9 protein-coding genes and 1 pseudogene are annotated in these 11,510 nt (G+C 65.4%); 6 read left to right on the top strand and 4 right to left on the bottom strand.

Going from position 1 to position 11,510, the window contains the following annotated elements; all coding sequences use genetic code 11:
• From DUPY_RS02480 to DUPY_RS02505, 6 genes and pseudogenes are all read left to right on the top strand, one after another.
• Positions 1-301, top strand: a pseudogene (locus tag DUPY_RS02480) (prepilin-type cleavage/methylation domain-containing protein); the annotation flags it as partial.
• A complete protein-coding gene (locus tag DUPY_RS02485; RefSeq protein WP_229255216.1) occupies positions 298-786 on the top strand; it encodes a type IV pilus modification PilV family protein in 489 nt (162 codons plus the stop codon). The pseudogene DUPY_RS02480 and the gene DUPY_RS02485, both read left to right, overlap by 4 nt.
• Before the next feature lie 4 nt (positions 787-790).
• Positions 791-1,990, top strand: coding sequence for a PilW family protein (locus tag DUPY_RS02490; protein WP_084640507.1), 1,200 nt, complete (start codon positions 791-793; stop codon positions 1,988-1,990).
• Entirely contained in the window at positions 1,987-2,556 is a 570-nt protein-coding gene (locus DUPY_RS02495) for a pilus assembly PilX family protein (protein ID WP_229255217.1), read from the top strand. The genes DUPY_RS02490 and DUPY_RS02495 overlap by 4 nt, the downstream gene beginning before the upstream one ends.
• Before the next feature lie 2 nt (positions 2,557-2,558).
• Positions 2,559-7,229 carry a pilus assembly protein gene (locus tag DUPY_RS02500; protein WP_070246122.1) on the top strand — a complete coding sequence of 1,557 codons (4,671 nt, stop codon included), beginning with the start codon at positions 2,559-2,561 and terminating at the stop codon, positions 7,227-7,229.
• Positions 7,230-7,412: 183 nt separating this feature from the next.
• Positions 7,413-9,101, top strand: a complete 1,689-nt coding sequence (locus DUPY_RS02505; protein WP_070246116.1) for a peptide chain release factor 3 — start codon at positions 7,413-7,415, stop codon at positions 9,099-9,101.
• Positions 9,102-9,123: 22 nt separating this feature from the next.
• Here the strand turns inward: DUPY_RS02505 and vapC are convergent, their stop codons facing one another.
• The 4 genes from vapC to DUPY_RS02525 form a co-directional block, all read right to left on the bottom strand.
• Positions 9,124-9,513 (bottom strand): type II toxin-antitoxin system VapC family toxin, encoded by a 390-nt coding sequence (gene vapC, locus DUPY_RS02510; protein WP_070246117.1) that lies wholly within the window; start codon positions 9,511-9,513, stop codon positions 9,124-9,126.
• Complete coding sequence (locus tag DUPY_RS02515) at positions 9,510-9,704, bottom strand: type II toxin-antitoxin system VapB family antitoxin (protein WP_070246118.1); 195 nt, start codon at positions 9,702-9,704, stop codon at positions 9,510-9,512. The genes vapC and DUPY_RS02515 overlap by 4 nt, the downstream gene beginning before the upstream one ends.
• Before the next feature lie 96 nt (positions 9,705-9,800).
• Positions 9,801-10,832 (bottom strand): NAD(P)H-hydrate dehydratase, encoded by a 1,032-nt coding sequence (locus DUPY_RS02520; RefSeq protein ID WP_084640510.1) that lies wholly within the window; start codon positions 10,830-10,832, stop codon positions 9,801-9,803.
• A partial coding sequence (locus tag DUPY_RS02525; protein WP_070246119.1) for a histidine phosphatase family protein occupies positions 10,829-11,510 on the bottom strand: 682 nt, incomplete at its 5' end. The genes DUPY_RS02520 and DUPY_RS02525, both read right to left, overlap by 4 nt.

Consider the following 11,510-nt stretch of genomic DNA (forward strand, 5'->3'; position numbering starts at 1 on the left):
GGCTGCCGATCCGCAAGGGGCGGGCGGCTGGAAGTCGGTGTTCCGCGCGGCGACCTCCTTGCCGCCGAGCGAGGTGCTGGTGCCCGCCATCGTGCCCGATGGCGCCACCCAGGTCTACTACACGGCGCTTGGCTGGGTCGATCCGGTGGTCGGCAACCGGCTTTCCAGCCTGCGCCTGATCCCGGCCAGCGCCTACGCCGCCGACGTGCCGCCGGTGGCGCTGGTGGTGACCCTGGCCGGCATGCCCGTCAAGTGCAATCCGGCCGTGGCCCGCAGCGACAGTCGTGGGTGCCCGCCATGACGATTCCAAGCCGCCACACCAGCCGCTGCGCCACCATGCCGCCCGGGCCAGCTGCCAGCGCGCCGCCGGCGCCAGGCCGGCACGCCAGGCGCCAGGCCGGCATTGCGCTACTCGAAGCGTTGATCGCCGTCGTCATCCTCGGCATTGGCCTGCTGGGCATGATCGGCCTGCAAGCGCGCGCGTACGCGGCGCTGTCCGATGCCAGCATGCGCGCCGAGGCCACCATGGCGGCCGAGAAACTGCTGGGGGTAATGAATACCGACATCCCCAACCTGGCCAGCTACAACCTGGCCGCCGGTGCCACGCCCAACAGCTTTCTGGCGCCATGGGTGCTGGAAACGCAGCGTGCGATTCCAGGCGCCAAACTGACGGTGCGGGTGCAGGATCAAACCCGGCAGTCGCAAGTCGATATCGGCATTACCTGGCAGCGCAAGGCTGCCGGTGCGCAGAACCGCCATGTCGTCACCGCCTACATTGCCAACTGACCCCATGCGCCGCCACGGATTCTCCATCGTCGAACTGATGGTCAGCATCGTGATCGGCCTGCTGGCGATCACCTTTGCCACGCGCCTGGTGATCGGCGGCGAAAAGGCCAAGGATGCGGCGGTGGGCGGTTCCGACGCGATGCAGAACGGCATGCTGGCGTTGTATTCGCTCAGCAACGACGCCGGTGACGCCGGCTGGGGCCTGAACGATCCGATGCTGGCCGGCTGCAATACCGAGTTTTCGGACAGCCGTGGTTTCCGCATGGCCGTGGCCCAGCGGGCCGGCCTCGACATCACGCCGCTGGCGCCCGTGGTGATCGAGTCGCGCGGCGCGGCGCCCGACCTGGTGACGTTTTACAGCGGCACGTCGCAAACCGGCATCGGCTCGGTCAAGCTCGCGGCCAACTACACGCCCGGCGAAAGCTCGATCGCGGTGGACAGCAACAGCCCCTACGATTTCAATGTGGGCGACGTGCTGGTGGTGGCCCCGCTCGCGGCCGCCGGCGCGCGCTGCACCGTGATGCAGATGTCGGGCACCGGCAGCGGCCAGTCCTCCGCCAACCGCTTGACGATCGCCACCGGCGACCAGTTCCGCTTCAATCCCCAGGCGGGCCTTGGCGTGCCCTACGAGCTCAACATGGCTTACCTGTACAACCTCGGCAGCGCCGACCGTCTGCATTTCCACACCTGGTCGGTCAGCGCGGGCGTACTGCTGCTGCGCGCCACCGACATGCCCGGCTCGGAGGCGAATGGCGCCTCGGTGAGCGACAACATTGTCTCGCTCAAGGCGCAGTATGGCTTCGACAACCGTACCGTGCCGAATTACAACCCGAATACGCCCGGCAACAGCAGCTGGGGCGAGACCACCGCCAGCGGCATGCGCATCGGCGCCTGGAGCGCCACCATGATCGATGCCGACGGCGACGGCCTGGTGGGCGGCGCCGGCGACTACCAGCGGGTGGGGGCGGTACGGCTGGCCGTGGTGGCGCGCAGCAAGAGCACCGAGCGTCCGGGCGCCAACGGCGCGTGCACCGCCACCACGGTGTTGCCCACGGTGTTCGCGCAAGCGGCGCCGGCCAGCGTGGCGGCCGTGCCGATGCAGGTGAACGTGGCGGTGGCCGGCGACCCGGTGGACTGGAAGTGCTACCGCTACCGCGTGTTCGAGACCATCGTGCCGATCCGCAACGCCCAGTGGCGGCCATGATGCAGCGCCATCAACAGGGCATTGCTTTGCCCATCATGCTGATCATGCTGACCGTGATGATGGTCAGCGGCATCTACCTGATCAAGTCCAGCACGTCGAGCGCGCTCACCACGGCAAACCTGGCCTACGATTCGGCGCTGGCCAAGGCTGCCGACGCCGGCCTGCACGCCGGCTTTGCCTATTTGCGCACGGTGGTCAACAAGGCCGACCTCGAAAACAACCAGGCCGCGCAAGGCTACGTGGCCACCTTGAATTCCACCTGGACCGTGAGCACGCCAGCGTTCTGGACCGGTTCCGTCATCATGGATCCCAACGCGGCTGGCGACCGGGTGGAATACGTGATCCATCGCCAGTGCGACTTTACCGGACCGTACAACGGCAACACCTGCATCAAGACCTCGGCCCGGCCCAACGCGCCCACCCCGGTGGCATTCGGCAGTTCGCTGGGGCTGGGCAGCGCCCGCTATACCACCCAGCCACAGCTGCACTACGTGGTGACAGCGCGTATCAACGGTCCCCGTGGCGGCAACGTGGTAACCCAGGCGGTGGTGCTGAAAGGACCATGACCATGAAAAAACTGCTACAGATCTTATTTTTCCTTGCGCTGCTGCCGGGGACGGCCATGGCCGCGCAAACCCAGATCGCCCAGGTGCCGCTGCTCAATATCACCGGCACCGGCACGGTCAAGCCCAACCTGATGCTGTTGTTCGATAACTCCGGCTCGATGGACCAGACCTACACGCCCGACTATGTCAACGATAACCTGTGCCGCAGCAGCATCAGCCTGGCGTTCGGCACCAGGGCCTGCACGGTCGGCCATCCGCCGTTCATGAGCCCGGACTTCAACAAGCAGTACTACAACCCGCAGATCCGCTACGCGGTGCCGCTGCGCGCCGACGGCAGCGCCTACCCGGTCCAAAATGCCGCCACGACCAGCAACTGGACGTCGGTCAGTAGCGACGGCTATGGCGTCAGCCGCGCCGACCTGGCCGGCAACAGCGTCAACGGCAACATCAACCTGGTGACGGATTTCCCGGACCTGCGCTGGTGCGTGATCATCAATAACAACCTGACCTGCCAGAGCAATACGTCCAGCTACACCTACCCGGACCTGCTGTACCAGACCCCGTACGCCGCCACCGGCGCCCCGTACTACTACACCATCGGCGTAGGGCAATACTGCGCCGACGACACCTTGCGCAGTTGCGTGTCCACCGCCATCGGCGCCAACGCGCCGCCCGGCTACCCGGTGCCGGTCAAGGTGCGCTGGTGCAGCGACCGCCAACTGACCCAGTGCCAGGGCAAGCGCGTGGGCAATTTCATTTACCCGGCGTATTCGCAACCGACCGGCGCGCTGGCCGCGTACGGCACCATTGCCATTGGCGCCTCGGCCACGGCCACGTCGCTGGGCATCAGCGATGTCACCCTGACCGATGCCCAGGGCAACACGAGCGAGCTGATCGCCAACACCGTCACCGCGCCCACCGGCACCAACACCGCCTTCAAGCAGCAGACCATGGCCAGCGCGCTGGCCGCCTCCATCATCGCCACGCCCAACAATTCGTTGCGGCAGATGTATGCGTGCGTCAAGACCCCGACCGGACAGTCGAGCGTGCCGGCATGCAGCTTGTTCGGCATCACCATCGGCGCCGAGAACGTGGTGGCGGTCGTGCCCCTGATTTGCGTGGGCAATACCAAGAGCCTGGCCAACTGCGTGGTGGTCAACGATCTGAGCCGCCAGGGCTGGGGCTTGACGGTGACGTCGCCGCAGGTGCAGGTGTCCGCCGCCTCGCCGGCGCGCTCGGTGATCACGTTTTCCGGCGCCAATACGTCCAATACCCGCAATGCCCTGGTACGCAACCTGGCGCTCGGCTCGACCACCCTGATCGGCAATGGCGTGTTCACCAACCCCAGTTACCTCGACCTGGGCCTCAACCGCAGTGCGGCGTACGTGGCCAATGCCATCGCCGGCAAGATCGGCACTAGCGGCAATATCCGCGCCTACGTCGGCGGCAACGCGCTGTGCCCGGGGCTGTCCAATCTCAACGTCTGCCTGATCAACTATGGCGCCACGTCCAACAACGCGGCCATCAGCAACTTCACCATCGACAACCAGGGCGGCCTGAGCTGGGTGCGCGGCGCCACCAGCGGCTATGCGCCGGCCGTCAGCGACGCCGTTCCAACGACCACGGCCTCGATCTCGGGCGGCCTGGGCGCGCCCAATCCCTTCGTGCGCGTGAACATCGTCAGTGGCCGCACCTATCCCAAGGCTGCCGACCGTATCGACTGCGCGGGCGCCAGCTGCACCTACGCCGAGGAAATGACCAACTTCGCCAACTGGTATGTGTACTACAAGAGCCGGCTGCAAATGATGAAGACGTCGCTGGGCATTGCCTTCTCGCCGATCACCAGCAACTACAAGGTGGGCTACGTCAAATTGTCCACGGCAGGTGCGGGTGGCGCCGTCGAGCTCAAACCGGCCGACTTTACCGGCAGCGCGCGCGAGAGCTGGTACTCGCTGCTGTACAACACCACATCGTCCGGCGCCACGCCGATCCGCACCGCGATGGACAACGTCGGCCGCATGTTCGCCAACCTGTCGCCATATGCGTACGATGCCGGCGCCGAAGTGGTGCAGTACCCGTGCCAGCAAAACTTTTTGATACTCACCACCGACGGCTACTGGAACGGCAGCAGCACGGCCAACGTGACCAGCAACGACAACGTCGCCAATCCCTCGCGCTTCTGCACCCAGGCGCGTGGCTGTGTCGATGCGCGGGCACAGGCGCAGCCGTCGATCGCGGACGTGGCCCTGCACTGGTACAACGGCGGTTCGAGCACCGGCACCACGTCGCTGCGGCGCGACCTGGAAGACATGACCAAGGCTGGCTCGGTGCCAGCCGGTGCCGGCGAGAACACCCACCTGCACATGAACACCTACACGCTGGGCCTGGGCGTGGACGGCGTAATGACTTACGAGCCCAATTACGACACGGCGCCGCGTACCGGCGGCGACTTTTACAACCTGGTCACGGCCGCCGCCACGGGCTGCCCGTGGAACAACAACGGCCCCTACGTGTGGCCCGATCCGCAGACCGGGGTCTCGGCCAACACGGTGCAGGAGCGGGTGGACGACCTGTGGCATGCCGCCATCAACGGCCACGGCAAATACTTCAGCGCACAGGAGCCGCGCGATGTGGTCAATGGCCTGAGCGAGGCGCTGTCGAACATGCAGATCCGCAGCGGCGCGGCGGCGGCTGCCGCCACGTCCACGCCCAACGTCACCCAGTCCGACAACGATATCTTTTCCAGCACCTTCACCACCGTCAAATGGTTCGGCGAACTGCTGGACCAGAAGATCAACATCACCACCGGCACCGCCAACACGGCGCCGGTGTGGAGCAGCCATGCCACGCTGGGCCGGCAGGTGGCCGCTGCCACCGACACCCGCACCATCGTCATGATGAACCCGGCCGGCACGGTCGGCAGCGATGCGCTGCCGTTCACCTTTGCCAACATGAGCGGCGCCATGGCCGGCTGGTTCAGCAACAAGTGCGGCGTGCTGGCGCAATGCACCCAGCTGTCCACCGCCGACAAGGCCATCGTCAACGACGGCGCCAACATGGTCAACTGGCTGCGCGGCCAGCAGCAGCACGCCGACGACGTGCGCTTCCGCCGCTACGCCATCACGCCCGCCACGCCGGCCGGCGCCACCGGGCCGCTGCCGATCGTGCTGGGCGATATCGCCTCGTCGAAACCAGCCTACGTGCGGGCGCCGCTGGCCGATTACCCCGATACCACCTACCTCGCCTTCAAGGATGCCCGTATCGATCCTGCCAACCCTTTGTTCCGGCGCGGCGCCGTGTTCGTCGCCGCCAACGACGGCATGCTGCACGCGTTCGATGGCACGACCGGCAACGAGCTGTGGGCCTACGTGCCGCGCATCACCATGAAAAAGCTGCCCGGGCTGGCCAGCAGCACCTACGGCACCAACCACCAGTACACGACCGACGGCTCGCCCGAGGTGGCGGACGTCAAGGTAACCATCGGCGCCACCCAGCAGTGGCGCACGATCATGGTGGCGGGCCTGAACGCCGGCGGGCGCGGTTACTACGCGCTCGACATCACCGACACCCACGCCGCGCCCAGGCAGCTATGGGAGTTCTGCGCCGACGCCAGCGTGTGTGCGCGCAGCGACGCCGATATCGGTCTGACCTTCGGCAACCCGCAGTTCGGCACGCTGGCCGACGGCCGCTGGGTGGTATTCCTGACATCCGGCTACAACAACGTGCCCGGCATTGACGGCGTGGCCGGCGGTGATGGCAAGGGCTACCTGTATGTACTCGACGCCTACACGGGCGAGCTGCTGAAAAAAGTGCCCACCGGTTCCGGCGACACCACCACGCCCTCGGGCCTGGCCCGCATCACGGCCATCTCGAACGATCCGGCCACCGACCCACGCGCGACCTACGTGTACGGCGGCGACCTGCTGGGCCAGATGTGGCGCTTCGACTTTACCGCCACCAATGGCGCGGTGGCGGTGCTGAAGATGGGCGATGCCGGCGCCCTGAAACCGATCACCACCCGGCCCGACGTCACGCTGTGCGGCGTTCCCGCCACCAGCACCAGCAACGGTGTGACCAGCACCGTGCTGCAGGGCCAGCGCATGGTCCTGTGGGGTACCGGACGGCTGCTCGATATTCCCGATACGTCCAATACCGACCAGCAAAGCCTGTACGTGGTCAAGGACAGCGGCGCCACCGTCAATGTGCGCGGACCGACGATGGTGCGGCAGCTACTGAGCCTGCCGAGCGACGACACCAATTCGCCTGTCTATGCGATCACCGACAACGCGGTGGACCTGGCCCAGCGCGACGGCTGGTACCTGGACTTTTCGCTCAATGCGGGCGAGCGGATGAACCTCGATCCGCAGATCATCAGCGGCGTGGCCAACCTGGTTACGAATATGCCGACCTCCTCGTCGTCGTGCTCGGTGGGGGGCTCGAGCAACTTGTACCAGCTCAACGTGTGCAATGGCCACTCGGTGCGCAACTATCCGGCCGGGATCACGCTGTCGAGCGCTTCGGCGGCGGTGGGGTACGTGGTGGTGCGCCTGCCCGATGGCCAGCAAAAAATCATCACCACGCTGGCCGATGGCACCAAAAAGACAGATCGCGGGGTGGAGGAGGTGTCGGCCGAGGCGCACAGGGTAGGGTGGCGCCGGGTCAGGGGCGAGTGACGGGGCTGGAAATTTCACACGAGAGTGGCATCTGCCGGTAAAATCGAGGGTTTTGCGGGCCCGCGCCGTATATCCCGGCATATCGACCACGAAACCGTCATTCCCGCCTTCGCGGGAATGACGGCGGTTCCGTCCAGGGCTGGCGAACACTTAAATCAAGCATTAGCTTCAGATCGCGAATAAATGTCCAACGATATCGAAAACGTAATACCCGAGAATAGCGGCGAAATTAACGACGACGGTGCCCCGTCCTCCAGCGCCGCCAGCGCCAAGACGCCGGCGCTGATCGCGCGCGAAGTGCAGCGCCGCCGCACCTTCGGCATCATTTCCCACCCGGATGCGGGCAAGACCACCCTGACCGAAAAGCTGCTGCTGTTCTCGGGCGCGATCCAGATGGCCGGTACCGTCAAGGCCCGCAAATCGGGCCGCCACGCCACGTCCGACTGGATGGAAATCGAGAAGCAGCGCGGCATTTCGGTCGCCTCGTCGGTGATGCAGTTCGAATTCCGCGATCACGTGGTCAACCTGCTCGACACCCCCGGCCACCAGGACTTCTCGGAAGACACCTATCGCGTGCTCACCGCAGTGGACTCGGCGCTGATGGTGATCGATGCCGCCAAGGGCGTGGAAGCGCAGACCATCAAGCTGCTCGACGTCTGCCGCATGCGCAATACGCCGATCGTCACGTTCATGAACAAGATGGACCGCGAAACCCGCGATCCGCTGGAACTGCTCGACGAGCTCGAATCGGTCCTGAAAATCCAGTGCGCGCCGGTGACCTGGCCGATCGGCATGGGCAAGAACTTCCGCGGCGTGTACCACCTGCTCAACGACACCATCATGCTGTTCAAGGCCGGTGAAGAGAAGGCCGACGGCGCCTTCGAAGTGCTGGAAGGTATCGATAATCCGCGCCTGACCGAGATGTTCCCGCTCGAGATGGATCAGCTGCGCATGGAAGTGGAACTGGTCAAGGGCGCCTCGCACCCGTTCGACCTGGAAGAATTCCTCGCCGGCGTGCAAACGCCGGTGTTCTTCGGTTCTGCGATCAACAACTTCGGCGTGCGCGAAATCCTGTCGGCGCTGGTGGACTGGGCCCCGGCCCCGCGCGAGCGCAACGCCACCGTGCGTGAAGTCGATCCGAAAGAGCAGCCGTTCACCGGTTTCGTGTTCAAGATCCAGGCCAATATGGACCCGGCCCACCGCGACCGCATCGCCTTTTTGCGCGTGTGCTCGGGACGTTTCGAGCGCGGCATGAAGGTCAAGCACCTGCGTTTGGGGCGCGAGATCAAGGTGTCGTCGGTGGTGACCTTCATGGCATCGTCGCGCGAGCAGGTGGAAGAGGCGTACGCCGGCGACATCATCGGCCTGCCCAACCACGGCAATATGCAGATCGGCGACAGTTTTTCCGAAGGCGAGATGCTGACCTTCACTGGCATCCCGTACTTTGCGCCGGACTTCTTCCGCTCGGTGCGCATCCGCAACCCGTTGAAAATCAAGCAGCTGCACAAGGGCTTGCAGCAGCTGGGCGAAGAGGGCGCAGTACAGGTCTTCAAGCCGGTGCAGGGCGGCGAGCTGGTACTGGGCGCGGTCGGTGTGCTGCAGTTCGAGGTGGTGGCCAGCCGCCTGCTCAACGAGTACGGCGTCGATGCCGTGTTCGAAGGCACGAGCATCAGCAGCGCGCGGTGGGTATCGAGCGACGACAGGAAGGCGCTGGCCGACTTCGAAGATGCACTGGGCCACAACGTCGCCTACGACGCCGCCGGCAACCTGGCCTACCTGGCCACGTCGGGCGTCAACCTGCGCCTGACGCAGGAACGCTGGCCGAAGCTGCAGTTCCACGCTACGCGTGAGCATTCGGCGAAGCTGGTGTAATGAGGTAGACGTGCTGCCTGCTTCAGGCAGCACGTAGTCCGAGGTGCGTCACAAAAGGATTGAAATCTCTGTCGCTGTATAGCAGGGAGTAGCCACTCTCGATGCAGCGGGTCGCGATGATCGTGTCGATGGTTTTACGAACCGCGATGCCGATGGCACGCAGCGTACGGAAATTTTCCGCTGCCTTGACAGCCACGTCCGAACCCGCGACGTCGACAATCAATAAAGATGTCATCAGGCTTTTGGCGCGCTTGAAATCACGCGCATGACGAAATCCTTGCAATACTTCGGTAAGAATCAGGTCGCCAGTCGCGACGATTTCGCTTGCAAGCAGCTCATCCAGCGTATCGGCTTGCCTGCTGGAAATTCCGCGGAAGTAATCGATCCATACACTGGAATCGACGAGGATCATCTGTCGGTCCCCATGTCGTCAAGGTCGCCTTCCCAAATGAGTTTGCCACGCAGTTGACGAATCTCTGCCTGTTGATGCAATCGCACCAGGGTTTTCAAGCCGAGCTCGATTGCCTCGCGCTTGGTCTTTAATCCCGTCGCGCGCAGTGCTGCCGTGATCAAATCTTCATCGATGGCGATATGAATGGTCATTGCTCAATTCCTTCGGCAAATATAGCCGTATCTTAGGCCTGTAGAACACTTGCTGCAAATTTGCTTTTGGGATGGGCGCGTCGCAACTAACTTCAGCTAGTGCGCCGAGAGCGCCCGCAGCAGCGCCGGCACCTCCGCGCTGATCTCGCGCGCCAGGTAGCCCAGCGGGCCGTGGCGCAGCGACAGCTGTTCGCCGGCCATTGCGTGCAATGCCACGCCCCACGCTGCGGCCTGTTCCAGCGAAGCGCCGCGTGCGGCCAGGCCGGCGATCAGGCCGGCCAGCACGTCGCCCGATCCCGATATCGCCAAGCCGGTGTTGCCCCCCGTGTGCGACCACATATCGCCGTCCGGCGCGGTGATGATCGTGGTGGCGCCCTTGAGCGCCACCACGGCGTTCAGGCGCTGCGCCGCGCTGCGCGATGCCGGCTGCGGGTCGGCCGCGATGGCTTCCTTGTCGGCGCCGGTGAGGCCTGCCAGTTCGCCCGCGTGCGGCGTGAGCAGCACCGGCGTTGCAAAACGCATGCAGTCATCACCACCGGCCACGCACATGGCGCCGGCATCGAGTATCACCGGCGCATTGCCGCAGCAGGGCAGCAGTGCCGTCACCAGCGCAGCGCATGCGTCCTTGTCCTGCATGCCGGGGCCGATCAGCACTGCGCTGGCGCGTTCGCAGGCTTGCCGCAGCGGTGGTGCCAAGCCGGGGTCTTGCTTCTCGCTTGCCGATGCTGCTAACGGCGCGCCTTCAGCCAATTCACCAGCTGAGCCGGCCAGCAGTTCACGCGCTGCCTGGCTTGACGCTCGCGCCACCAGTCCGCCCTCCGGCGTTTCATCCAGCCCGATCACCCGCGCCTCCGGCAGCGCCACGCCCAGCGCCGCCGTCACGCTGGCTGCGGTGGCGATGGTCAGCTTGCCGGCGCCCGCGCGCAGGGCGGCGGTAGCGGCCAGCAGCAGCGCGCCCGGCATCTCGCGCGAGCCGGCCACGATCAGCACGTGGCCGCGCGCTTCCTTGTCGGCGTGGGCGCCCGGCATGGGCAACGGCCAGTCGCGCAGCATGCCGGCCGTGATCTCGCGCACGGTGGCCGCGCTGGCGCTGCTGTCGGCGCCCGAGTGTGCGGCTGCGGCGTTCATGACTTGGGTGCAGCCGGCATGTCCGGCTGGTCGGTGACGGGCGTGCCGGTATCCTCCAGTGGCGCGACGAAATTGGCCTGTACCAGCGCCAGCTTGCCGCGCTTGCCCAGCGTGGGGTCGAAGCGGTACTCGGTGATGCCGCAATTGGGCACGTCGGCCTCGCGGTCGATCGCCAGGATGGTCTGTTCGTCCATGCGCTCGAGCAGGTAGCGCAGGCAGTTGACGATCACCTGGTGGCCCACGATCAGCACCCGTTCGCCACGATATTCGCGGACGATGGTATCGAGCGCGCTGCGCAGGCGCAGGATCACGTCGCACCAGCTTTCGCCGCCGGGCGGACGGAAATAGAATTTGCCGACGTGCTGGCGCTGCTCGGCCAGTTCCGGGTACTTGTCGTGGATGCCCAGCGGCGTCAGGCGGTCGAGGATGCCGAACTCCTTTTCGCGCAGGCGCTCGTCCATCACGGTGGTCAGCAGGTCGTCGCGGCCGATACGGCCGATCACGGCGTTGGCGGTTTCGCGCGCGCGCACATACGGCGAATACAGCACCACGGTGGGCCGCTGGTCTGGCTCGAGCGCCTCGAACCAGTTGGCCAGGGCCTGCGCCTGGCGTTCGCCCAATTCGGACAGCGGCACGTCCATGTCGCGGTCGGCGATATCGATCAGGTGCAGGCGGGCC

Source organism: Duganella phyllosphaerae, from assembly GCF_001758785.1.
Taxonomy (GTDB): Bacteria; Pseudomonadota; Gammaproteobacteria; order Burkholderiales; family Burkholderiaceae_D; genus Rugamonas; species Rugamonas phyllosphaerae.

Coding starts and splice junctions, on each gene's coding strand:
- DUPY_RS02490 (WP_084640507.1), top strand. CDS start 791: ATGCGCCGCCACGGATTCTCCATCGTCGAACTGATGGTCAGCATCGTG.
- DUPY_RS02520 (WP_084640510.1), bottom strand. CDS start 10,832: ATGAACGCCGCAGCCGCACACTCGGGCGCCGACAGCAGCGCCAGCGCG.
- DUPY_RS02495 (WP_229255217.1), top strand. CDS start 1,987: ATGATGCAGCGCCATCAACAGGGCATTGCTTTGCCCATCATGCTGATC.
- DUPY_RS02505 (WP_070246116.1), top strand. CDS start 7,413: ATGTCCAACGATATCGAAAACGTAATACCCGAGAATAGCGGCGAAATT.
- DUPY_RS02515 (WP_070246118.1), bottom strand. CDS start 9,704: ATGACCATTCATATCGCCATCGATGAAGATTTGATCACGGCAGCACTG.
- vapC (WP_070246117.1), bottom strand. CDS start 9,513: ATGATCCTCGTCGATTCCAGTGTATGGATCGATTACTTCCGCGGAATT.
- DUPY_RS02485 (WP_229255216.1), top strand. CDS start 298: ATGACGATTCCAAGCCGCCACACCAGCCGCTGCGCCACCATGCCGCCC.
- DUPY_RS02500 (WP_070246122.1), top strand. CDS start 2,559: ATGAAAAAACTGCTACAGATCTTATTTTTCCTTGCGCTGCTGCCGGGG.